This is a genomic window from Cupriavidus sp. P-10, assembly GCF_003402535.2.
In the GTDB taxonomy this organism is placed as follows: Bacteria; Pseudomonadota; Gammaproteobacteria; order Burkholderiales; family Burkholderiaceae; genus Cupriavidus.
The window spans coordinates 3,167,720-3,190,892 of record NZ_AP025170.1 but is presented as its reverse complement, the minus strand read 5'-3'; the positions used below and the strand labels follow the sequence as shown (position 1 = coordinate 3,190,892).

Annotated in this window: 20 protein-coding genes; 18 read left to right on the top strand and 2 right to left on the bottom strand. The window is 66.9% G+C overall.

The window, feature by feature from the left end:
* Nucleotides 1–85: 85 nt before the first annotated feature.
* The gene (locus tag CTP10_RS14680) at nt 86–1,225 is read right to left on the bottom strand and encodes a porin (RefSeq protein ID WP_116318242.1); all 1,140 of its coding nucleotides are present in this window, start codon (nt 1,223–1,225) and stop codon (nt 86–88) included.
* Nucleotides 1,226–1,563: 338 nt separating this feature from the next.
* Here CTP10_RS14680 and coq7 point away from each other — a divergent pair, with 338 nt between their 5' ends.
* The 18 genes from coq7 to lpxC all read left to right on the top strand — a co-directional run bounded on the left by coq7 (nt 1,564) and on the right by lpxC (nt 22,496).
* Nucleotides 1,564–2,187, top strand: a complete 624-nt coding sequence (gene coq7, locus CTP10_RS14675) for a 2-polyprenyl-3-methyl-6-methoxy-1,4-benzoquinone monooxygenase (protein WP_116318241.1) — start codon at nt 1,564–1,566, stop codon at nt 2,185–2,187.
* A 456-nt stretch (nt 2,188–2,643) separates the two neighbouring features.
* Complete coding sequence (mraZ, locus tag CTP10_RS14670) at nt 2,644–3,072, top strand: division/cell wall cluster transcriptional repressor MraZ (RefSeq protein WP_010814778.1); 429 nt, start codon at nt 2,644–2,646, stop codon at nt 3,070–3,072.
* A gap of 7 nt (nt 3,073–3,079) precedes the next feature.
* Nucleotides 3,080–4,072 (top strand): 16S rRNA (cytosine(1402)-N(4))-methyltransferase RsmH, encoded by a 993-nt coding sequence (gene rsmH / locus CTP10_RS14665; RefSeq protein WP_116318240.1) that lies wholly within the window; start codon nt 3,080–3,082, stop codon nt 4,070–4,072.
* Nucleotides 4,069–4,392: a cell division protein FtsL gene (ftsL, locus tag CTP10_RS14660; protein WP_116318239.1), complete on the top strand. Its 324-nt coding sequence runs from the start codon at nt 4,069–4,071 to the stop codon at nt 4,390–4,392. Before rsmH ends, ftsL begins: the two co-directional genes overlap by 4 nt.
* Nucleotides 4,389–6,200 (top strand): peptidoglycan D,D-transpeptidase FtsI family protein, encoded by a 1,812-nt coding sequence (locus CTP10_RS14655; protein ID WP_116318238.1) that lies wholly within the window; start codon nt 4,389–4,391, stop codon nt 6,198–6,200. The genes ftsL and CTP10_RS14655 overlap by 4 nt, the downstream gene beginning before the upstream one ends.
* Complete coding sequence (locus CTP10_RS14650) at nt 6,197–7,765, top strand: UDP-N-acetylmuramoyl-L-alanyl-D-glutamate--2,6-diaminopimelate ligase (protein WP_116318237.1); 1,569 nt, start codon at nt 6,197–6,199, stop codon at nt 7,763–7,765. Before CTP10_RS14655 ends, CTP10_RS14650 begins: the two co-directional genes overlap by 4 nt.
* Nucleotides 7,762–9,174, top strand: coding sequence for a UDP-N-acetylmuramoyl-tripeptide--D-alanyl-D-alanine ligase (locus CTP10_RS14645; RefSeq protein WP_116318236.1), 1,413 nt, complete (start codon nt 7,762–7,764; stop codon nt 9,172–9,174). The genes CTP10_RS14650 and CTP10_RS14645 overlap by 4 nt, the downstream gene beginning before the upstream one ends.
* A gap of 13 nt (nt 9,175–9,187) precedes the next feature.
* Nucleotides 9,188–10,357: a phospho-N-acetylmuramoyl-pentapeptide-transferase gene (gene mraY / locus CTP10_RS14640; protein WP_116318235.1), complete on the top strand. Its 1,170-nt coding sequence runs from the start codon at nt 9,188–9,190 to the stop codon at nt 10,355–10,357.
* A 69-nt stretch (nt 10,358–10,426) separates the two neighbouring features.
* Nucleotides 10,427–11,938 carry a UDP-N-acetylmuramoyl-L-alanine--D-glutamate ligase gene (gene murD, locus CTP10_RS14635; protein WP_116318234.1) on the top strand — a complete coding sequence of 504 codons (1,512 nt, stop codon included), beginning with the start codon at nt 10,427–10,429 and terminating at the stop codon, nt 11,936–11,938.
* Complete coding sequence (gene ftsW / locus CTP10_RS14630) at nt 11,935–13,176, top strand: putative lipid II flippase FtsW (protein ID WP_116318233.1); 1,242 nt, start codon at nt 11,935–11,937, stop codon at nt 13,174–13,176. The genes murD and ftsW overlap by 4 nt, the downstream gene beginning before the upstream one ends.
* A gap of 210 nt (nt 13,177–13,386) precedes the next feature.
* Nucleotides 13,387–14,457 (top strand): undecaprenyldiphospho-muramoylpentapeptide beta-N-acetylglucosaminyltransferase, encoded by a 1,071-nt coding sequence (gene murG, locus CTP10_RS14625; protein ID WP_116318232.1) that lies wholly within the window; start codon nt 13,387–13,389, stop codon nt 14,455–14,457.
* Nucleotides 14,458–14,478: 21 nt separating this feature from the next.
* Complete coding sequence (gene murC, locus CTP10_RS14620) at nt 14,479–15,906, top strand: UDP-N-acetylmuramate--L-alanine ligase (RefSeq protein WP_116318231.1); 1,428 nt, start codon at nt 14,479–14,481, stop codon at nt 15,904–15,906.
* Nucleotides 15,903–16,886 (top strand): D-alanine--D-alanine ligase, encoded by a 984-nt coding sequence (locus CTP10_RS14615; protein WP_116318230.1) that lies wholly within the window; start codon nt 15,903–15,905, stop codon nt 16,884–16,886. The genes murC and CTP10_RS14615 overlap by 4 nt, the downstream gene beginning before the upstream one ends.
* Nucleotides 16,887–16,938: 52 nt before the next feature.
* Nucleotides 16,939–17,853 (top strand): cell division protein FtsQ/DivIB, encoded by a 915-nt coding sequence (locus CTP10_RS14610; RefSeq protein WP_116318229.1) that lies wholly within the window; start codon nt 16,939–16,941, stop codon nt 17,851–17,853.
* On the top strand, nt 17,850–19,082 hold the full coding sequence (gene ftsA / locus CTP10_RS14605; RefSeq protein WP_078197976.1) for a cell division protein FtsA: 1,233 nt from the start codon (nt 17,850–17,852) through the stop codon (nt 19,080–19,082). The genes CTP10_RS14610 and ftsA overlap by 4 nt, the downstream gene beginning before the upstream one ends.
* A gap of 180 nt (nt 19,083–19,262) precedes the next feature.
* Nucleotides 19,263–20,456, top strand: a complete 1,194-nt coding sequence (ftsZ, locus tag CTP10_RS14600) for a cell division protein FtsZ (protein WP_116318228.1) — start codon at nt 19,263–19,265, stop codon at nt 20,454–20,456.
* 461 nt (nt 20,457–20,917) lie between these two features.
* Nucleotides 20,918–21,424, top strand: coding sequence for a peroxiredoxin (locus CTP10_RS14595; protein ID WP_116318227.1), 507 nt, complete (start codon nt 20,918–20,920; stop codon nt 21,422–21,424).
* Between the two features lie 154 nt (nt 21,425–21,578).
* On the top strand, nt 21,579–22,496 hold the full coding sequence (gene lpxC, locus CTP10_RS14590) for a UDP-3-O-acyl-N-acetylglucosamine deacetylase (protein WP_116318226.1): 918 nt from the start codon (nt 21,579–21,581) through the stop codon (nt 22,494–22,496).
* Between the two features lie 95 nt (nt 22,497–22,591).
* Here lpxC and CTP10_RS14585 read toward each other — a convergent pair whose 3' ends face one another.
* Entirely contained in the window at nt 22,592–23,095 is a 504-nt protein-coding gene (locus CTP10_RS14585) for a DciA family protein (protein WP_116318225.1), read from the bottom strand.
* Nucleotides 23,096–23,173: the final 78 nt, after the last annotated feature.

Genomic DNA, 23,173 nt, shown 5'->3' with positions numbered 1-23,173 from the left:
TGAGGTGATGCCCTATGGGGTAGGTGCGGGGCCGCCAATGAAAAAAGGCACCCGGAGGTGCCTTCCCAGTTCAAGCGGGATTTGCTTAGAACTTGTGGCGGATACCTACGGCGGCGCCAATCATCTTGTCTTCGCCGGTACCCAGGAAGTAACCGTTGGCGAAGCTGATCGCCGAGGTGTCGAAGTTCAGGCCGGCGTTTTTCGAGAAGGCCGTGGTCAGGTACACGTCGGTGCGCTTGGACAGGTTGTAGTCGGCGATGAACGAGATCTGCCAGGGGTTCTTGATGTTGTTGGTGGCACCGGTGGCGGCCGGGTTGAAGTTCTTGACGTCGTCGTAGTAGTACGCGAGCGTCAGGCCCAGTGCCGGGGTGACCTGGTAGTTGCCGCCGACCCAGTAGTAGTTGTCCTTCAGAATCGTATTGTCGTTCGGCGCCTTGCTCATGCCCCAGCGATAGCCGGCCATCAGCTTGGCCGGGCCAAAGGAATAGCTGGCAGCGACCGCGGCCTTCTTGACTTCGCCGGTGCCGCCGGCGGCGTTCAGGGTCGGGTTGTACTGGTCATAGGCGCCGCTGATGCCGAACGGGCCGGCTGCCCACGCCACGCCGGCACCGTAGCCGGTGTCGCGGCGGAACTGGCCGGGGACTTCGCCAGTGTTCGCTGCGGTGATGCCATTGCCGAACGACCAATGCGCGACCGCGGTCACCGGGCCGAACTTGCCGGTGTACTTGGCGGTGTTGTCCGAACGGAAGTTCAGGCCCAGCTGCGCGACCACCGGTTCGTACTGGGTGGCATAGCCGGCCGGCGAGAAATTGGCCATCATGTCGAACAGCGAGGTGTACTGGCGACCGAAGGTGAAGCGGCCGACCTGGTCGCTTTCCAGGCCGACATATGCCTGACGGCCGAAGAGGCGGCCGCCTTGCTGCAGACCGCCATTGTCGAGGCCGAAACCGCTTTCCAGCACGAACAGCGCCTTCAGGCCGCTGCCGAGGTCTTCCACGCCGCGCAGGCCCCAACGCGAACCGGACAGGCCGCCCGACGACATGCGGAAGAGGTTCTCAGCCGGGCCGGTGGCAAAGCCGTTGGCGGACGACGGGATGACGCTCGACATATTGCTCACGTACTCGATGTTGGCATCCACCACACCGTAGAGCGTGACGCTCGATTGGGCCTGCGCCGCCCCGGTAAATGCGCCAAGCGCTGCCAGCGCCAGAAGCGATTTCTTCATGCTCGTTGTTCTCCACTGTAAGAATTATTGGTGACGGGCCGGGGGAACCTCCTGTTGGTCTCCATCCCCCATGCGTCAAACTTCCTTAGAAGTTGCGAAGTACTGTAACAAACAACTTTTCGTTCACCATTCGGGCGCAACCCCCTTGTCTGGTTTTAACAACTCAGGGTTTCTGACTAGCGGGCCGCATCAATGCAAGGCGTGGCGCGGGATGGCGCGAATTAGAGGCAAGCTACAATGCGGGTAATCCCGATGGCGGTCGTAGCGGGCCGCGCCGCCAGCGCGTACCCCGCCATGGCAGGGCCTCGGGAGCCAGAAGATCAATCCGCATCCGCGACATGGACACCCTGATCAAAGAATTCGACGTGGCACTGCGCGCCATTGCCGGGGCAACCCGCTCCGCGCGCGCCAACCCGGCCGACCAACTGGTGCCGGACACCGAGCAGATGAGCGCCGACGAGCGCCGCCACGTGGCCGGACTGATGCGCATCAACCATGTCGGCGAGGTTTGCGCCCAGGCCCTGTACCAGGCGCAGAAACTGACCGCGCGCAACGCGACCGTGCGCGCGCAGATGGACGCCGCCGCGCGCGAGGAAGAAGACCATCTGGCGTGGTGCGCCGAGCGGCTGCGCGAACTGGGCTCGCGCCCGAGCCTGCTCAACCCGCTGTGGTATGCCGGAGCGTTCGCGATCGGCTGGGTCGCTGGCCGCGCCGGCGACAAGGTCAGCCTCGGCTTTGTCGCCGAGACCGAGCGCCAGGTCGAGCACCATCTCGGCGGCCACCTGGATCGATTACCTGCAACGGACGGCCGCTCGCGCGCCATCCTCCAGCAGATGCGCGACGACGAGATCCGCCATGGGGATGCCGCCCGCGATGCCGGCGGCATCCCGCTGCCCGCACCGGTGCGCGCGCTGATGCGCGGCGCCTCGCGCGTGATGACCACCGCGGCCTACCGCATCTGAAGCGCGGCGTCTGCGCGCCCGGCCTCATCGCCCCGCGCTCGCGGTTGCCTGCCGCCCCTTGATTTTCCGGCGCTGGCGGGCGATTGTTGTATCCTTCCCTCGGGCGGCGGGATAGTCTTTCCCGCCCCCGCCGGCAGTCCTCCTCCCGCAGTTCTCAGGTGGTTTCTCTGCTTTCCTCCCTAAGATCTTCATTTCATTAAGGATTCACTTGCACGGTGCGTGAGCTGTGCGCGCTAAGTCATTGTTCTGATTCAAAAAATCTCTTTTGCTGCCCTGCAACCAGCCTTGACCGCCCAAATCGCTTCCTCTAAAGTGGGAAATAGTGTGAGGAAGTGTATTTTTGTGTGAAATTGCGAACCGACCGTGGGATCATTTCGTCACAGTCGGAAACAGAGGGATTCACGCGATTGCCATCTGCCAGGGGTCATCGGCGGGGGGCAGGGACCGGGAGCGAGCGTGTTTCAGGGAGCATCGGCGCTGTCGCTGGATGCCAAGGGGCGGATGTCCATTCCGTCCAGGCACCGCGAGGCGCTGCAACAGCAGGCCGAGGGCCGGGTGACGCTGACCAAGCACCCGGATGGCTGCCTGCTGCTGTTTCCGAGGCCCGAGTGGGAAACCTTCCGCACGCGCATTGCAGCGCTGCCGATGGATGCGCACTGGTGGAAGCGCATCTTCCTGGGCAACGCCGCCGACGTGGAAATGGACGGCGCAGGCCGGGTGCTGATCGCACCGGAGCTGCGCAGTGCCGCCATGCTCGACAAAGAAGTCATGCTGCTCGGCATGGGCAGCCATTTCGAAGTATGGGATGCCGCGACATACGCCGCCAAGGAACAGCAGGCGATGGCGCAAGGCATGCCCGAAGCATTGAAAAATTTCTCTTTCTGAAGAGGTCATGAGTCCTACCGGAACGCCGGCAACCCCCGCCTTGCGCCATCGCACCGTGCTGCTGGACGAGGCCGTCGACGCCCTGGTCTGGCGCCCGGACGGCGTCTACGTGGACGGCACCTTCGGCAGGGGAGGGCACAGCCGGGCGGTACTGGCCCGGCTGGGGCCAGAAGGGGCCCTGGTCGCGTTCGACAAGGACCCAGCAGCAATCGCAGAAGCGGGCACCATCGGGGATGCCCGCTTCTCCATTGAGCACGCCAGCTTTGCGGACATGGCAGAGCGCCTTGCCGGGCGCGGCCACGTGGCTGGCGTGCTGCTCGACCTGGGGATCAGCTCGCCCCAGATCGATGAGGCGGCGAGGGGGTTTTCCTTTCGTTTCGAGGGCCCGCTGGACATGCGCATGGACACCACGCGCGGCATCACCGCCGCGCAGTGGCTGGCGCAGGCGGATGAGCAGGACATTGCCAGGGTGATACGAGACTATGGGGAAGAACGGTTTGCTGTACAGATTGCAAAGGCGATTGTTGCTCGCCGGCGCGAACCCGGCGATGGCGGACCTATCGCCACTACTGCCGACCTTGCCGCGCTCGTGGCGAAAGCCGTCAAAACACGCGAGAAGGGCCAGGACCCTGCGACCCGCACCTTTCAGGCTCTACGGATTCACGTCAATCAAGAGCTTGAGGACCTCGAAAGAGGGCTGAAGGCGGCTTATGACCTGTTGCAGGTAGGGGGACGCCTGGTGGTGATCAGCTTCCATTCGCTGGAGGACCGCATCGTCAAGCGGTTCATGGCGGCGCACGCCCGTCCCCAGCAGGATGCCGACCCGGCCCTGCGCCGCGCGCCGCTGCGCGCGGCCGACCTGCCGCAACCCACGCTGCGCCTGCTTGGCCGTTTCAAGCCCGGCACCGAGGAAGTTGCCGCCAACCCGCGCGCGCGCTCGGCCGTGATGCGCGTGGCAGAGAAGCTGGCGCCCGCCGCCGGCAAGGGCGGGGCTGCATGAACCGCCTGACCTTCTTCCTGCTGGCCGCGCTGATCCTGTGCGCGCTGTCGCTGGTCAGCGCGCAGCACCAGGCGCGCACGCTGTTCGTGGCGCTGGAGCGGGCGCAGTCCGAGGAGCGCCAGCTCGACGTCGACTGGTCGCGCCTGCAGTACCAGCAGAGCGCGCTGGGCAAGAGCGCGCGCATTGCCGACGCGGCCCGCGCGCAACTGAAGATGGCGCCGGTCAACCCCGGCAAGACCCAGTACCTGTCCGGCATCGTGCTGCCACCGGCCACGGCGCAATCCCCGGCCGCGGCCAGTGACGCGGAGGCGCGCCGATGAGCATGGCCCGCCCCAACCCGCCCGGCCGCAACCGCAATGGCAACGGCACCCCGTCGCGCCCGCGCAGCGGCCAGTTCTCGGCCAGCCCGGTGCTGGGGCTGCGCCTGCCGATGTGGCGCTCCAAGCTGGTGGTGTTCCTGATGTTCGCGGCCTTTGCCGCGCTGGCGGTGCGCGCCGCATGGATCCAGGGTCCGGGCAACCAGTTCTACGAGGCCGAGGGCAAGAAGCGCTTCCAGCGCACGCTGGAGCTGCCGGCGACGCGCGGCAAGATCCTCGACCGCAACGGCCTGGTGCTGGCCACCAGCCTGCCGGTCAAGGCGATCTGGGCGGTGCCCGAGGACGTTCCCAACCAGGTCGAGCTGGCCAAGATCCGCCAGTTGGCCAAGCTGCTCGGGATGTCCGAGAAGGACCTCGGCAAGAAGCTGTCGGAGGACAAGGGCTTTGTCTACCTGAAGCGCCAGGTGCTGCCCGATGTCGCCGACAAGATCGCCGCGCTCAAGATCGAGGGCATCCACCAGACCCGCGAGTACAAGCGCTTCTACCCGGAAGGGGAGGCGATGGCGCATATCGTCGGCTTCACCAACGTCGAGGACCGCGGCCAGGAAGGCGTGGAACTGGCGCGCGAGACCGGCCTGGCCGGCCGCCCCGGCGCGCGCCAGGTGATCAAGGACCGCCTGGGCCGCGTGGTCGAGGACATCGGCATCCTGAAGACCCCGCGCGACGGCGAGGATATCCAGCTGTCGATCGACGCCAAGATCCAGTACCTGGCCTACAACGAACTCAAGGCCGTGGTCGACAAGCACAAGGCCAAGGCCGCCAGCGCGGTGGTGCTTGATGCCCAGACCGGCGAGGTGCTGGCGCTGGCCAACTGGCCCACCTACAACCCCAACGACCGCACCCGGCTGTCGGGCGAGCAGCTGCGCAACCGCGTGCTGACCGACACCTTCGAGCCCGGCTCGATGATGAAGCCGATCACGGTAGGGCTGGCGCTGCAGCTCAAGCGCGTGACGCCGTCTACGGTGATCACCACCACCGGCAAGTACCAGTTCGAAGGCGCCACCATCAGCGATACCCACAACTATGGTGCCCTCACCGTCAGCGGCGTGATCCAGAAGTCGTCCAACATCGGCACGACCAAGATCGCGATGATGATGAAGCCGCAGGAGATGTGGGACATGTACACCAGCATCGGCCTAGGCCAGGCGCCCAAGATCGGCTTTCCCGGAGCGGTGGCGGGGCGCGTGCGCCCGTACAAGAGCTGGCGTCCGATCGAGCAGGCCACCATGTCGTACGGCTACGGCCTGTCGGTGTCGTTGTTCCAGATGGCGCATGCATACACCATCTTCGCGCATGACGGCGAGCTGATCCCGGTCACCATGTTCCGCACCAACGGACCGGCCACCGGCGAGCGCATCCTGACGCCGCAGGTGGCGCGCGATGTGCGCGCCATGATGGAGACCGTGACCGCGCCCGGCGGCACCGCGCCCGAGGCCCAGGTGATGGGCTACCGCGTCGGTGGCAAGACCGGCACCGCCTACAAGCATGAAGGCCGCGGCTACAACCGCAGCAAGTACCGCGCCTCGTTCATCGGCCTGGCGCCGATGTCCAACCCGCGCATCATCGTCGCCGTCAGCGTCGACGAGCCCACCGCCGGCAGCCACTACGGCGGCCTGGTGGCCGGCCCGGCGTTCGCCGCCATCACCGGCGGCACGCTGCGCGCACTGAATGTCCAGCCCGATTCGCCGATCCGCCAGCTGGTGGTCAGCGACAAGGTGCCGGAAAGCGAACCGTGGAGCGCGACCCAATGACGGCCAAGCCTTTGCTCCCGCTCGAGGTAACAACCCAGGCCAGCAACGCGCTGGCCTGGCTGCGTACCAATGTGGCCGCTTCGGCGCAGCTGACCGGCGATACCCGGCGGCTGGCGCGTGGCGATGTGTTCTTCGCCTACGTACTCGGCAACGAGCGCCTGGCTACTGATGGCCGGCCCTACATCCAGCAAGCCATCGCCGCCGGTGCCGGCGCCATCGTCTATGAGGCCGACGGCTTCGACTGGCCGTTTGGCGACACCGTGCCGCACCTGGCGGTCAGCAACCTGCACCAGCTCGCCGGCCCGATCGCCGCCGGCTGGCACGGCAACCCGGTGCGCGGCCTGGCCGTGACCGGCATCACCGGCACCAACGGCAAGACCTCGTGCAGCCAGTGGCTGGCGCGTGTGCTGCAAGCCGCGGGCACGCCTTGCGCGACCGTCGGCACGCTCGGTACCGGCTTCCCCGGCGCACTGCAGGCGACCGGCTTTACCACGCCCGACGCGGTGCAGCTGCAGGCCAGCCTGGCGGGGCTGCACGATGCCGGCGCCCGTGCCGTGGCGATGGAAGTGTCCTCGCACGGCCTGGAGCAGGAGCGCGTGGCCGGCACGCATTTCTCGGTAACGGTGCTGACCAACCTGACGCAGGACCACCTCGACTACCACGGCTCGATGGCCGAGTACGAGGCGGCAAAGCAGCGCCTGTTCCAGTGGGACGGCCTGCGCACCGCGGTGGTCAACCGCGACGACGGCATGGGCCAGCGCCTGCTGGCGGCGAATGCGGCCGCGATCGCCGCGCCGCACGTGATCGAATACGGCATCGACGGCCCCGGCGCCGCCACGGTGCGCCGCCCGCGCGGCGAATGGCTGCGGGCCACCAACGTGCGCGCCACGCCCAACGGCACCGCTTTCCATATCGATGGCAGCTTCGGCAGCGCCGAGATGGCCACGCCCATGATCGGCGCCTTCAACGTCAGCAACCTGCTGGCGGTGCTGGGCGCGGCGCTCGCCAACGGCGTGGCGTGGGATGCGGCGCTGGCCGCGCTGCGCGCGCTGACGCCGGTCGAGGGCCGCATGGAACTGTTCGGTGCCAATGGTGGCGATGCCGCGCTGGCTCCGCTTGCCGTGGTCGACTACGCCCACACCCCCGACGCGCTGGAACAGACGCTGGCCGCGCTGCGCCCGGTGGCGCAGGCGCGCCATGGCCGCCTGTGGTGCGTGTTCGGCTGCGGCGGCGACCGCGACCCGATCAAGCGCCCGCTGATGGGCGCGGTGGCCGAGCGCCTGGCCGACGACGTCATCCTGACCAGCGACAACCCGCGCGGCGAGGATCCGCAGGAGATCCTGGACGCCATCGCCGACGGCATGGCCGACCGCGCGCGCGGCCGCCAGATCGAGGATCGCGCCGCTGCCATCCTTTACGCCATCCGGCACGCGGCTCCGGCCGACGTGGTGCTGGTGGCGGGCAAGGGCCACGAGGCCACCCAGGAAATCCAGGGGCGCAAGCGCCCGTTCTCCGACCGCGAGCATGTCCGCCTGGCCCTTGCCACCCGTGGAGTATCGGCATGAGCCAGACCACCATGACCACCTTGCAGGACGCCGCCGGCTGGATCGCCGGCGCGCGCGTTTCCGGCGACGGCGCCGTTGCGTTCTCGCGCGTGCAGACCGACAGCCGTACCGTCGAGCCCGGCGACCTGTTCGTCGCGCTCAGGGGTGAGCGCTTCGACGCGCATGATTTCATCGCCGACGTGGTGGCCAGGGGCGCCGCCGCCGTGCTGGTCAGCCGCGAAGCGGATGCCGGCAACTACGCCCACGTTCCGGCCATCATCGCCCCCGACACCCGCATCGCGCTGGGTGAACTGGGCGCCGGCTGGCGCCGCCGGTTCACGCTGCCCGCGGTGGCGGTGACCGGCAGCAACGGCAAGACCACGGTCAAGGAAATGATCGCGGCGATCTTCGCCGCGGCGGTGGGCGAGGGCCATCGCCTGGCCACCGGCGGCAACCTGAACAACGACATCGGCCTGCCGCTGACGGTTCTGCGCCTGCGCGCCACCCACAAGCTGGCGGTGCTGGAGCTCGGCATGAACCATCCGGGCGAGACCGTCTACCTGGCCGGCATCGCCCAGCCCACCGTGGCGGTCATCACCAACGCGCAGCGCGAGCACCAGGAATTCATGGTCAGCGTGGAAGCCGTGGCGCAAGAGCACGCGGCCGCGATCGCTGCTTTGCCGGCGGACGGCGTGGCGGTGTTCCCGCTCGACGAGGAAAGCGGCGGTGCCTATGCGCCGGTGTGGCGCGAGGCCGCCGGTGCGCGCCGTGCGCTGTCGTTCGGCACCTCGCAGCGTGCGGATGTGCACGCCACCATGGCACTGGTCGACGGCGCGCAGGTGATGCAGGTGCGTGCGCCCGGTCATGCGTTTGAAGTCAGGCTTGCACTGCTGGGCGAGCACAACGTGCGCAATGCGCTCGCGGCGATCGCCTGCGCGCTGGCCGCTGGCGTACGCGTGCCGGCGATCCAGGCGGGCCTGGCCGGCTTCCAGGCGGTCAAGGGCCGGCTGCAGGTGAAGTACACGCCGGGCGGCACGGTGGTCATCGATGACACCTACAACGCCAACCCAGATTCCATGCGCGCCGCCATCGACGTGCTGGCCGGCTTTGCCGCGCCGCGCGTGCTGGTGCTGGGCGACATGGGCGAGGTCGGCGACCAGGGGCCGGCTTTCCACGAAGAGATCGGCGCCTACGCGCAGGCACGCGGCATCGACACGCTGTGGGCCACCGGCGAACTGGCCGTGCACGCGGTGCGGGCGTTCGGCGCCAACGGACGCCATTTCGGCAGCGCGGAAGACCTGGCAAAGGCCTTGGAGGAAGACAGCGGGGGCATGGTGGCGCAAGCCGGCGCCGTGCTGGTGAAGGGATCGCGCTTCATGCGCATGGAACGGATGGTCGCCGCGCTGGTCGCAGACACTTCCGCACATTAACGAAGACAACACGATGTTATTGGCTCTGGCCCAGTGGCTGCAAAACGACTACAGCTTCCTCCGGGTCGTCAACTACCTGACTTTCCGCGCGGTGATGGCCAACCTCACCGCGCTGCTGATCGGCCTCGCGTTCGGCCCGTGGGTGATCCGCAAGCTGACCGAACTCAAGGTCGGCCAGGCGGTGCGCACCATCGGTCCGCAGACGCACCTGGTCAAGTCCGGCACGCCGACCATGGGTGGCGTGCTGGTGCTCGTATCGATCGCCGTCTCGACGCTGCTGTGGTGCGACTGGGGCAACCGCTTTATCTGGGTGGTGATGCTGGTCACCTTCGGCTACGGCGCCATCGGCTGGGTCGACGACTACCGCAAGGTGGTCTATCGCGACCCGCGCGGCATGTCGAGCCGCGAAAAGTTTTTCTGGCAGACGCTGATCGGCCTGGTGGCCGCCGTCTACCTGGCGTTCTCGGTGTCGGAAAGCAGCAACGTGCGGGTGTGGGAGCTGTTCCTGAACTGGGTCGAGGGCGGGCTGTCGCTGGACATGCCGTACAAGTCCAACCTGATCGTGCCTTTCTTCAAGGAGATCAGCTACCCGCTGGGCGTGGCCGGTTTCATCGTGCTGACCTACCTGGTGATCGTGGGCTCGAGCAACGCCGTGAACCTGACCGACGGGCTGGACGGGCTGGTGATCATGCCGGTGGTGCTGGTCGGCGGCGGCCTGGGCGTATTTGCCTACGTGATGGGCAGCTCGGTCTACAGCAAGTACCTGCTGTTCCCGCACATCCCGGGCGCGGGCGAACTGCTGATCTTCTGCTCGGCGCTGGCCGGCGCGGGGCTGGCCTTCCTCTGGTTCAACGCGCACCCGGCGCAGGTGTTCATGGGCGACGTGGGCGCGCTGGCACTGGGCGGCGCGCTGGGCACGGTGGCGGTGATCGTGCGCCAGGAGATCGTGCTGTTCGTGATGGGCGGCATCTTCGTGGTGGAAACGCTGTCGGTGATGGCGCAGGTGACGTGGTTCAAGATCACCAAGCGCCGTTACGGCGAGGGCAGGCGGCTGTTCCGGATGGCGCCGCTGCACCACCATTTCGAGCTGAGCGGCTGGAAGGAAACGCAGGTCACGGTGCGCTTCTGGATCATCACCATGCTGCTGGTGCTGATCGGGTTGTCGACGCTGAAGTTGCGCTAATGGTTGCGCCGATGGCGATGGCCGCGGCGCTCTCTATATAGATACAGGAATTCAAAGGCAGGAATCGAAGTGTTTGGCGAGCTGCAAAAACCTCATGTGCTGGTACTGGGCCTCGGCGAGTCGGGGCTGGCCATGGCGCGCTGGTGTGGCCTGAACGGCTGCGCGGTGCGCGTGGCCGACACACGCGAGGCGCCCGCCAACCTTGTCTTCCTGCAGGCCGAGCTGACTTCGGCCGAGTTCGTGGGCGGCCCGTTCACCGAAGGGCTGCTCGACGATATCGGACTGGTGGCGATCAGCCCGGGCCTGTCGCCGCTGGAGGCCGGAAACGGCGCATTGCTGGCCGCCGCGCAGGCGCGCGGCATCCCGGTGTGGGGCGAGATCGAGCTGTTTGCGCGCGCGCTGAAGCACCTGGAAGCCGGGTCGGGCTACGCCCCGAAGCTCCTGGCGATCACCGGCACCAATGGCAAGACCACCACGACCGCGCTGACCGGCCGGCTGATCGAACGCGCGGGCAAGACCGTGGCGGTGGCGGGAAATATCAGCCCGTCGGCGCTGGACAAGCTGTCGGCGTGCATCGCCTCGGCCACGCTGCCGGACGTCTGGGTGCTGGAGCTGTCGAGCTTCCAGCTGGAAACCACGCATACCCTGGCGCCGCATGCGGCCACCGTACTCAACGTGACCCAGGACCACCTGGACTGGCACGGTTCGATGGAAGCCTACGCCGCGTCCAAGGCGCGCATCTTCGGGCCGGCCGACAGCCAGTGCGTGCAGGTGCTGAACCGCAATGACCGCCTGACGCTGGACATGGCGCGCCCGGGCCGCAAGCCGGTGACCTTCGGCGTCGACCTGCCGGAAGTGCCGGGCAGCTTCGGCATCCTGCGCGAGGGCGGCATGCCCTGGCTGGTGCTGGCAGAGCCCGATTCGGAAGCGGAAGGGGAGGGCAAGCCGCGCCGCCGCAAGGCCGTCGAAGCGACCGACGAAGCCGTGCCCGTGCGCCACAAGCGCCTGATGCCGGCCGACGCGCTGCATATCCGCGGCATGCACAACGCCACCAACGCCATGGCGGCGCTGGCGCTGTGCCGTGCCATCGAGCTGCCGCTGAACGCATTGCTGCACGGCCTGCGCGAGTACCGCGGCGAGCCGCACCGGGTGGAGTGGGTCGCCACCATCGACGACGTCGAGTACTTCGACGACAGCAAGGGCACCAACGTCGGCGCGACCGTGGCCGCGCTGTCGGGGCTGGACAAGCGCGTGGTGCTGATCGCCGGCGGTGAAGGCAAGGGCCAGGATTTCTCGCCGCTGGCCGCGCCGGTGGCGCAGTACGCGCGCGCGGTCGTGCTGATCGGCCGCGCCGCCGCCGAGCTGCGCGATGCGCTGCAGGGCAGCGGCGCCAGCCTGGTCGATGCCGCCACGCTGGAAGAGGCGGTAACGAAGGCCGCTGAACTGGCTGAATCCGGCGACGTGGTGCTGCTCTCGCCCGCGTGCGCCAGCCTGGATATGTTCCGCAACTACGTGCACCGCGCCGAAGTATTCCGCGCCGCGGTGGAAGAACTGGCCCTGTCCCGGGGGATCCTGCCATGAGCGACGCACAGGTCAAGCGCAGCGGTTTTATCGGCGCCACCATCGGCAATGCCTGGGGTGGCCTGCGTGACGCGGTATCGGGCGTCAAGCCCACGCGCTCGCGCATGATGGAGTACGACCAGCCCCTGCTGTGGGTGTCGATCGTACTGCTCGCGCTCGGCCTGGTGATGGTCTTTTCGGCCTCGATCGCGCTGCCGGACTCGCCGCGCTACGCCAATTACCGCGAAAGCCACTTCCTCATGCGGCATGCGTTTGCGCTGTTTATCGGCTTGTCGGTCGGGCTGGCGGCGTTCCAGATTCCAGTCAAGGTGTGGGACCGCTATGCGCCCAAGCTTTTTATCGTCGCGCTGATCCTGCTGGTGATCGTGCTGGTGCCTTTTGTCGGCAAGGGCGTGAATGGCGCGCGCCGATGGATCCCGCTGGGCGTGATGAATTTCCAGCCGTCCGAGCTGATGAAGCTGGCGGTGGTGCTGTACGCGGCCAACTATACGGTGCGCAAGCAGGAGTGGATGCAGACCGTGGCCAAGGGCTTCCTGCCGATGGGCGTGGCGGTGGTGGTGGTGGGCATGCTGCTGCTGCTGGAGCCCGACATGGGCGCTTTCCTGGTGATCGCGGCGGTGGCGATGGGCATCCTGTTCCTGGGCGGCATCAACGGCAAGCTGTTTGCCGGGCTGGTCGGCGTGGCGGTGGGCGCGTTCGCGCTGCTGATCACGGCGTCGCCGTGGCGGCGAGAGCGGATCTTCGCCTACCTGAACCCCTGGGAAGAGAGCAATGCGCTGGGCAAGGCTTACCAGCTGACGCACTCGCTGATTGCCTTCGGCCGCGGCGAGTGGACCGGGGTGGGGCTGGGCGGCAGCATCGAGAAGCTGCACTACCTGCCCGAAGCGCATACCGACTTCATCCTCGCCGTGATCGGCGAGGAATTCGGCTTTATCGGTGTGCTGGTAGTGATCGTGCTGTTCTACTGGCTGGTGCGCCGTGCCTTCAATATCGGCCGCACCGCGCTGCAACTCGACCGCACCTTTGCCGGGCTGGTGGCCAAGGGCATCGGCGTGTGGGTCGGCTGGCAGACCTTTATCAACATGGGCGTGAACCTGGGCCTGTTGCCGACCAAGGGGCTGACGCTGCCGCTGGTGAGCTATGGCGGCTCGGGGATTTTGATGAACTGCGTGGCGTTGGCGATCCTGCTGCGCATTGATTATGAAAACCGTGTATTGATGCGCGGAGGGAAGGTATGACCGGAGCGCAGCAATACACGGTTTCGGCGAAGGCTAACTTCCTGCGTCAGCAGGAAGTTAAGCGCAGCGGCCGAAGCCAAAATCGCGTGCTGATGCGTGGAGGGAAGGTATGACCATCGCGCAGCGATTCACAAACAATATGCCGCAAGTGGGTGAAGCCACGCGCGGCGAGCGCGGCCACAATCGCGTGCTGGCGCGCGGAGGCAAGGCATGACCGCACCGCGCACCCTGCTCGTGATGGCCGGCGGCACCGGGGGACACGTGTTCCCGGGGCTGGCGGTCGCGCATGCGTTGCGCGAGCAGGGCTGGAACATCGTCTGGCTGGGCAACCGCAGCGGAATGGAAGCCACGCTGGTGCCCAAGCACGACATCCCGATGGAATTCATCCAGTTCGGCGGGCTGCGTGGCAAGGGGCTCGTGACCAAGTTCCTGCTGCCGCTGAACCTGCTGCGCGCGTTCTGGCAGAGCATCGTCGCGCTGCGCCGGGTGCGGCCGAACGTGGTGCTGGGCATGGGCGGGTATATCACCTTCCCGGCCGGGATGATGGCCTCGCTGCTGGGACGGCCGCTGGTGCTGCACGAGCAGAACTCGATCGCCGGGCTGGCCAACAAGGTGCTGGCCAAGGTGGCCGACCGCGTGCTGTGCGCGTTCCCGGACACGCTGCCCGGCGGTGAATGGACCGGCAACCCGGTGCGCGAGGAACTGGCCCACCTGGATGCGCCCGAGTCGCGCTACGACCAGCGCACCGGCCCGCTGCGCATCCTGGTGGTGGGCGGCAGCCTGGGTGCCGCGGCGCTGAACGAGGTGGTGCCGAAGGCGATCGCGCTGTTGCCGCAAAGCGACCGTCCGGTGGTGACGCACCAGGCGGGCGCCAAGCAGATCGACACGCTGCGCGCCAACTACGCGGCGGCGCAGGTGCCGGCGCAGACGCTGCCGTTCATCGACGACATGGCGCGGGCCTATGCCGATGCCGACCTGGTGATCTGCCGCGCCGGCGCGATGACGGTTTCGGAAGTGGCCGCGGCGGGCGTGGCGGCGCTGTTCGTGCCGTTCCCGCACGCGGTGGACGACCACCAGACCACCAACGCAAAGTTTTTGTCCAGCCAGGGTGCGGCCCTGCTGGTGCAGCAGCAAGACCTGACGGCCGAGGGCCTGGCGCAAACCATCGCCAGCCTGACCCGGCCGCAGCTGAAAGACATGGCGCGCCTGGCGCGCGGACTGGCCAAGCCTGAGGCAACCCGGCGCGTCGCCGAGGTGTGCAGCCAGCTGGCCAGGGACTGAAGTGAGCGAAGCAGCAATCTAATGAAGCATATCGTCAAAAACATCCACTTCGTGGGCATCGGCGGGGCCGGCATGAGCGGCATCGCCGAGGTCCTGCTGAACCTGGGCTACAAGGTGTCGGGTTCCGACGTGGGCAGCAATGCCGCCACGCGGCGCCTGGCCTCGCTGGGTGCCACGGTCATGCACGGGCATGACGCGGCCAACGTGACCGGCGCCAATGCCGTGGTGGTGTCGACCGCGGTCAGCGGCGACAACCCCGAGGTGCTGGCCGCGCGCAGCAAGCGCATCCCGGTGGTGCCGCGCGCGGTGATGCTGGCCGAGCTGATGCGCCTGAAGCAGGGCGTGGCCATCGCCGGCACGCATGGCAAGACCACCACCACCAGCCTGGTGGCATCGGTGCTGGCCGAAGGCGGGCTGGATCCCACCTTCGTCATCGGCGGCCGGCTCAACTCCGCCGGCGCCAACGCGCGTTTGGGCACCGGCGACTTTATCGTGGCCGAGGCGGATGAGTCCGACGCGTCGTTCCTGAACCTGTTCCCGGTCATCGAGGTCATCACCAATATCGATGCCGACCACATGGACACCTACGGGCACGATTTTGCCCGGCTCAAGCAGGCGTTCATCGAATTCACGCAGCGCCTGCCGTTCTACGGCATCGCCGTGCTTTGCGTGGACGACCCCAATGTGCGCGAGATCCTGCCGCTGGTGTCCAAGCCGGTGGTGCGCTACGGGTTTGCCGAAGACGCGCAGATCCGCGCGGTGGATGCCCGCGCCGTCGACGGCCAGATGCACTTCACCGTGCTGCGCCAGCTCAACGGCCATACCGAGCCGCCGCTGGAAATCGTGCTGAACCTGCCCGGCATGCACAACGTGCAGAACGCGCTGGCCGCGATCGCCATCGCCACCGAGCTGGAAGTGCCCGACGCCGCCATCGTGAAGGCGTTGCGCGAGTTCCACGGCGTGGGCCGCCGCTTCCAGCGCTATGGCGAAGTGGCGACCACCGACGGTGCCGGCACCTTCACGCTGGTGGACGACTACGGCCACCACCCGGTGGAAATGGCCGCCACGCTGGCTGCCGCGCGCGGCGCGTTCCCCGGCCGCCGCCTGGTGCTGGCGTTCCAGCCGCACCGTTTCACCCGCACGCGGGATTGTTTTGAAGACTTCGTCAAAGTGCTGGGCACTGTCGATGCCCTGCTGCTGTCCGAGGTCTATGCCGCCGGCGAGACCCCGATCGTGGCCGCCGACGGCCGTGCGCTGACCCGCGCGTTGCGCGTGGCCGGCAAGGTAGAACCTGTTTTCGTGGAGCAGATGGAAGAGATGCCGCAGGCCATCCTGAATGCTGTCCGGCCCGGCGATGTGGTCGTGACAATGGGCGCCGGTTCGATCGGCGGCGTGCCGGGGCAACTGGTGTCGCACCAGCAGACGCAACAGGCGGGAGGCCAGCAATGAGCTTCGTCGCCCATCCCAATATCGATCCCAGGTCGCTGGGCAAAGTCGGCGTGCTGTTCGGCGGCCGCTCGGCCGAGCGCGAGGTCTCGCTGATGTCCGGCAACGGCGTGCTGGCCGCGCTGAAGTCGCGCGGCGTCGACGCGCACGGCTTCGACCCCGGCCTGCAAGGCGTGGCCGAGCTGGCCGCGGCCAAATTCGACCGCGTCTTTATCGCGCTGCACGGCCGCTACGGCGAAGACGGCACCATCCAGGGCCTGCTGGAACAACTGGGCGTGCCCTACACCGGCAGCGGCGTGCTGGCCTCGGCGCTGGCGATGGACAAGCAGGCCACCAAGCGCCTGTGGACCACGCATGACCTGCCCACGCCGCGCTTTGCCATGCTGCATGCCGATACGGATTTCGACGCCGTGGTTGCCGAGCTGGGCCTGCCGCTGATCGTCAAGCCGGCGCGCGAAGGCTCGTCGATCGGCCTGACCAAGGTGACGGCGGCCGACCAGATGCGGGAGGCGTTCGAGAAGGCCGAGGCGCTGGACAACGACGTCATTGCCGAGACTTTCGTCGATGGCGCCGAGCTGACCTGCCCGATCGTGGGCGAGGGCGACACCGCCGAAGCGCTGCCGGTGATCCGCATCGTCGCGCCCGAAGCCAACTACGACTATCAAAATAAGTACTTTACTGACGATACCCAATACTTGTGTCCGTCAGGGCTGGACCCCGAAGTCGAGAAAGAAGTCCAGGCGCTGGCGGTGCAGTCTTACCGCGTACTGGGCTGTCGTGGGTGGGCGCGTGCCGACGTGATGCTGCGCGCCGACGGCAAGCCTTTCCTGCTCGAGATGAATACCTCGCCCGGCATGACCGGCCATTCGCTGGTGCCGATGGCGGCGCGCGCGGTCGGCATCAGCTACGAGGATTTCGTGCTGCAGGTGGTGGCCGCCGCGACGCTGGACCTGCACCCGAACGAGCACTGGAAGCCTGAATAACGAAATTAACGCTGCAATCAAGCACAGCAACTGACCGGAACCCGCCTGAACCATGTGGCATAACGCACGCCTGCTCAACCTGATCGCCACCACGCTGTACGCCGTGGTGGCGCTGATGGCGCTCGCGGCCGGCCTGCTATGGCTGGCGCAGCGGCCGGTGTTTGCCATCACCCATGTCGAGATCGCGCCGATGGACGGCGGCGCGCTGCGCCACGTGAACGCCCCCAGCGTGCGCTCCAGCGCGTTGGGCAAGCTGTCGGGCAACTTCTTCACGCTGGACCTGAACGCGGCACGGCAGGCGTTCGAGTCGGTGCCGTGGGTGCGGCGCGCCAGCGTCCGGCGCGAGTGGCCTAACGGCCTGGCCGTGGAGGTCGAAGAACACGAGGCGCTCGGGACCTGGGGTTCGGCGGAGAGCGGGCGCCTGCTCAATACCTACGGCGAGATCTTCGTGGCCAACACCGCCGAGGCGGAAGAAGACGCACAGCTGCTGGCGCTGGACGGGCCGCCGGACAGCGAGGGCGACGTGATCGAGAAGCTCGAAGTCATGCGCCAGTGGTTCAAGCCGCTGCAGACCGAGCCGCTGGCAGTGACGCTGTCGGGCCGCTATGCCTGGCGAGCCAAGCTGTCCAACGGCATGGTGGTCGAGCTTGGCCGCGAGCAGAACGATGAGGACCGCGCTGCGATGGACCAGCGGGTCAGGCGTTTCGTCGCTGCGTGGCCGCAGGTCACCGAGCAGTGGGGCAAGCAGATCGACTACGCCGACCTGCGTTATCCCAACGGTTTTGCCATCCGCGCCGCCAACGCCCGCTTCCTGACCGAGGCGCAGATCGCCGCGGCGGTGCGGGCCGAGAAGGCGGAGCGGGCAGCGAAGGCGGCCCGGGCTACGCAGGCAGGCGCAGCGGTTTCCGGCACTTCCAACAACAATCCGACGCGACTGAAGAGCAAGAACGCGGAGAAAACCCGATGAGCAAGGAATACAAGGACCTGTTGGTCGGTCTCGATATCGGCACCTCGAAGGTGGCGGCGGTGGTTGCAGAACTGCGCCCCGACGGCAGCTACGAGGTGATCGGGATGGGCCAGTCGGAGTCCAAGGGTCTGAAGAAAGGGGTCGTGGTCAATATCGAGGCCACCGTGCAGTCGATCCAGAAAGCACTGGAAGAGGCTGAGCTGATGGCCGACTGCAAGATCTCGGAGGTCTTTACCGGCATTGCCGGCAGCCATATCCGCAGCTTCAACTCCAGCGGCATGGTGGCGATCAAGGACAAGGAGGTCACCCAGACCGACGTGGCGCGCGTGATCGAGACCGCCAAGGCGGTCAATATCCCGACCGACCAGCAGATCCTGCACATCCTGACGCAGGAATTCATCATCGACGGCCAGGAAGACGTGCGCGAGCCCATCGGCATGAGCGGCATCCGCCTGGAAGTGAAGGTGCATATTGTCACCGGCGCCGTCAGCGCCGCGCAAAACATCGTCAAGTGCGTGCGCCGCTGCGGCCTGGAAGTGCACGACCTGATCCTGCAGCCGCTGGCGTCAAGCCTGGCGGTGCTGACCGAGGACGAGAAAGAACTGGGCGTGGTGCTGGTCGACATCGGCGGCGGCACCACCGACATCGCCATCTTCAGCGAAGGCGCGATCCGCCATACGGCCGTGATTCCCATCGCCGGCGACCAGATCACCAACGACATCGCCATGGCGCTGCGTACGCCGACGCCCGATGCCGAGGACATCAAGATGCAGTACGGCATCGCCAAGCAGGCCATCGCCGACCCGGAAGACATGATCGAGGTGCCAGGCGTAGGCGACCGCGGCACCCGCACGCTCAGCCGCCAGGCGCTGGCCGCGGTGATCGAGCCGCGCATCGAAGAGCTGTACTCGCTGGTGCACCAGGTGGTGCGCGAGTCGGGCTATGAAGAACTGTTGTCGTCCGGCGTGGTCATCACGGGCGGTACCGCGATGATGCCGGGCATGGTCGAGCTGGGCGAGGACATCTTCCTCAAGCCCGTGCGCGTAGGCGTGCCGGAGTATCGCGGCAACCTGCACGAGGTGGTGAAGAGCCCGCGCTACGCAACGGTGATGGGCCTGCTGCTGGAAGGCCGCGTGCAACGGATGCGCGGGCGCAAGGTGGCGGTGCAGAGCGGGTCGGTCAAGCAAGTGTGGACCCGCATGAAGGAATGGTTCGTCGGCAATTTCTGATGAATGCGGAAATTGTCGGCTGAAGTTGCAACGACGCGCTGGTGGCTTTGTCTACCGGACATGCGCTGGCGCGTTGAGTGAAGTTTCCTGGTTCTTTTCTTAACGGTTTTTTGTTCAGGAACCATGGGTTGCGGCGGGGAGGCTGCAGCGTATGGGGACTGATTCTTCTCGGAGGCAGTGATGGACTTTGACATGATCGAAACGGAAGTGCAGGACGGCACCGTCATCAAAGTGGTTGGCGTGGGCGGCGCGGGCGGTAACGCCGTGCAGCACATGATCAGCCGCGGCGTGCAAGGCGTCGAATTCATCTGCATGAACACCGACGCCCAGGCGCTCAAGCGTTCCAGCGCTTCGCGCGTGCTGCAACTCGGCAATACGGGCCTGGGCGCTGGCGCCAAGCCGGAAGTCGGCCGCAACTGCGCCGAGCAGGCCCGTGATCAGATCGCCGACTCGCTGCGCGGCGCGCACATGGTCTTCATCACTGCCGGCATGGGCGGCGGTACCGGTACCGGTGCCGCGCCGATCGTGGCGCAGGTGGCCAAGGAGATGGGCATCCTGACCGTGGGCGTGGTCAGCAAGCCGTTCGAGTTCGAAGGAGCGCGCCGCGCCAAGGTGGCCGAACATGGCTCCAGCGAGCTGGAGTCGAGCGTCGACTCGCTGATCGTGGTGCTCAACGAAAAGCTGTTCGAAGTGATGGGCGACGACGCCGAGATGGACGCATGCTTCCAGTGCGCCGACGACGTGCTGCACAACGCGGTGGCCGGCATTGCCGAGATCATCAACGTTGACGGCCTGGTGAACGTCGACTTCGAAGACGTGAAGACGGTGATGGGCGAGCAGGGCAAGGCCATGATGGGGACGGCTACCGTGTCGGGCGTGGACCGCGCCCGCCTGGCGGCCGAGCAGGCCGTTGCCAGTCCGCTGCTGGAAGGCGTGGACCTGTCCGGCGCGCGCGGCGTGCTGGTCAACATCACTGCCAGCCGTTCGCTGAAGCTGTCGGAAACCAAGGAAGTCATGAACACCATCCGCAGCTATGCCGCGGAAGATGCGACCGTGATCTTCGGTACGGTGTACGACGATTCGATGAGCGATGCGCTGCGCGTGACCGTGGTCGCGACCGGCCTGGGCCGCTCGGCCAAGAAGCAGCAGCCGATGACGCTGCTGAAGACTGGCACGGACAACATGCCGGTGCAGATGATGGCCAACATGGCCGCCACTGCCGCGCAGCACAGCTCGCCGGACTACAGCAACCTGGACACGCCGGCGGTGTGGCGCAGCTCGCGCGAGTCGGCGTCTGCCCACGTGGCGGCGCTGCAGGAGAAGGGTGTGGACACGTACGATATTCCGGCCTTCCTGCGCAAGCAGGCAGACTGAGCGCCGGACGGCGCGGCATCGGTGCCTCCACCGGCCGCCTGACGGATCGCGTCGCCTTGTCGCGATGCACGCGCGCTCCCTATCCGCGCGTGCCTTGCATGGACTGACGTGACCCGGCAGGCAGCCGGCGGCGCCGCGCCGCCTGCCGCATCGGCGTATCGTTCGCCACAACCCGCATCCCGTCGCCGGGCAGGGCGTGCCGCTGGCCGCCTCCCCGGACTGGTTTCCCGCCTCCCCGGTCGGGATGTCTCGCCGTCCGCGCGGCGCACCCACAAGGTGCGTCGCGCGGACGTCTTTGTAGCAAGGTGTATCGAATGCGACCGGATGTGACCCGGCTTTTGCATCGCCGGCGCCGCGCCTATGATCTTGGGATTGCCTGCTGACTGTGCGATGCAACAATCGTCAGGGCAGCCGATTCGCATCCGTCCTATCCTTCAGAAAACCCAGGAAGACCACGCCCCATGATTACCGTCGGTTCCCGCGTCCCGGACGCCACCCTGCAGGAATTCTTTGATACCGAGAGCAATGGCTGTGCGCTCGGCCCCAACGCCTTCCGCGTCGCCGACCTGGTGCGCGGGCGCAAGATCGTGGTGTTCGGGCTGCCCGGCGCGTTCACGCCGACCTGCTCGGCCAAGCATGTGCCGGGCTTCGTGACGCACGCCGCGGACCTGCGTGCCGCGGGCGTCGATGAAGTGTGGTGCGTGTCGGTCAACGACGCCTTTGTCATGGGCGCGTGGGGCCGCGAACAGCAGGTCGCCGGCACAGTGCGCATGATGGCTGACGGCAGCGCGGAATGGACGCGTGCGCTGGGTCTGGACCAGGACCTGGGGGCGCGCGGCATGGGTGTGCGCTCCAAGCGCTACGCCATGGTGATCGACGATGGTGTTGTGACCCGGCTCGATGTGGAAGCGCCCGGCGAATTCCGCGTCAGCAGCGCCGAGGCCGTGCTGGCTGCGTTGCGCGGCTGATACAGTCGCCTGGGTAAACGTGGATAATTCGCAACATCTTGGCGCGGCGTTAACAGCCGGAAACAAAACCCGGCTGCACCACTTTCCCGGCGGTGGTAAAATCGCTTAATCAGAAAAAGCACCACGATAGATTTTTATAATAGTTGAGGCTGTCATGCTCAAACAGCGCACGATCAAATCCCTGGTGAAGACGGTTGGCATCGGGCTGCACTCGGGCCGCAAGGTCACGCTGACCCTGCGTCCCGCGGCGGCCGACACCGGCATCGTCTTTACCCGCGTCGACCTGCCCGAGGCCGTCGAGATTCCCGTGGCCGCGTCGGCCATCGGCGACACGCGCCTGGCGTCGGTGCTGCAGAAGGATGGCGCGCGCGTTTCGACCGTCGAGCACCTGATGTCGGCCTGCGCCGGCCTGGGCATCGACAACCTCTATGTCGATGTCGACGCAGAGGAAATCCCGATCATGGACGGCAGCGCCGCGTCCTTCGTGTTCCTGCTGCAATCGGCCGGCATCGAAGAGCAGAACGCGCTGAAGACCTTCATCCGCGTCAAGAAGCCGGTGGAAGTGCGCGAGGGCGACAAGTTCGCGCGGCTGGAGCCGTTTTTCGGCTTCAAGCTGGCGTTCACCATCGACTTCCGTCATCCGGCGGTCGACAAGACCGGCCAGACCTTCTCGATCGATTTTGGCGATACCAGCTACGTGCGCGAGATCGCCCGGGCCCGCACCTTCGGCTTTGCCCATGAGGTGGAGGCGCTGCGCGAGATGGGCCTGGCGCGCGGCGGCAGCCTGGACAATGCCATCGTGCTGGACGAGCACCGCATGCTGAACAACGAGGAACTGCGCTACGGCGACGAATTCGTGCGCCACAAGATCCTCGATGCCATCGGCGACCTGTATGTGGTCGGGCACCCGCTGATCGGGGCCTATGTGGCGCACAAGTCGGGGCATGGATTGAACAACCAGCTGCTGCGCGCGCTGCTGGCGGATCAGGAGGCCTACGAACTGGTCACGTTCGATCGCGTCGAGGAAGCGCCCGCCGCCTTCCTGCCGCAGGCACAGCCGGCCTTTGCCTGAGCCGCTTGCCTGAGCCGCGCTGCCTGCCCGCCACGCAACGAAAAGCCGACCCGAGGGTCGGCTTTCTTGTTTGTCCGGGAATTGCTGTCGGACGCTCAGCGGTGATGCGAGAGCAGTGTCTTGAGCGCGTCGCGCAGCGGCGAATCGGGCAGGTTACGGGCGAGCTGGTCCAGGCTGGCGAGTCCGGTCGGCGTCATCTGTCCGCAGGTGCGCTTGCGCTCGACCGGACCGGTGTCCCAGTCCGCATGGCGCTGCACCTCGGGCTGTACGCGCACCCTGATGGAGGTGATCTGCGAGCCGCGCTGCTGCAGCCGTCCCAGCAGCGTCGGCACTACCTGCCGCACCCGCGCCGCGGCCGCGCCATGTGCCGCCAGCAACAGCAGCACCTGGCCGTTCGCGTCGACGGCGTCGCGCTTGACCCCGGCCACGGCAATGCCGGCGCGCATGCCGGGCGGGAGCAGCGACAGCACTTCTGCCTCCAGTACGGCCAGCTGGCGCGCGGTCTGCATCAGCCCGGAAACCGGGCCGGACTTGGCCAGCCAGTCATTGAGCGGCTTGGCGGCAGCAGTCTGCAGGGCGTGGTGGGTGAAGCGGCGCATGGCTGCATTCTAGCAAGGGGCGGCGGGGCTGCCCGGGGCGGGTGCGGATTGAAGCTGGCGCTCCTGCCCCAAACTGTT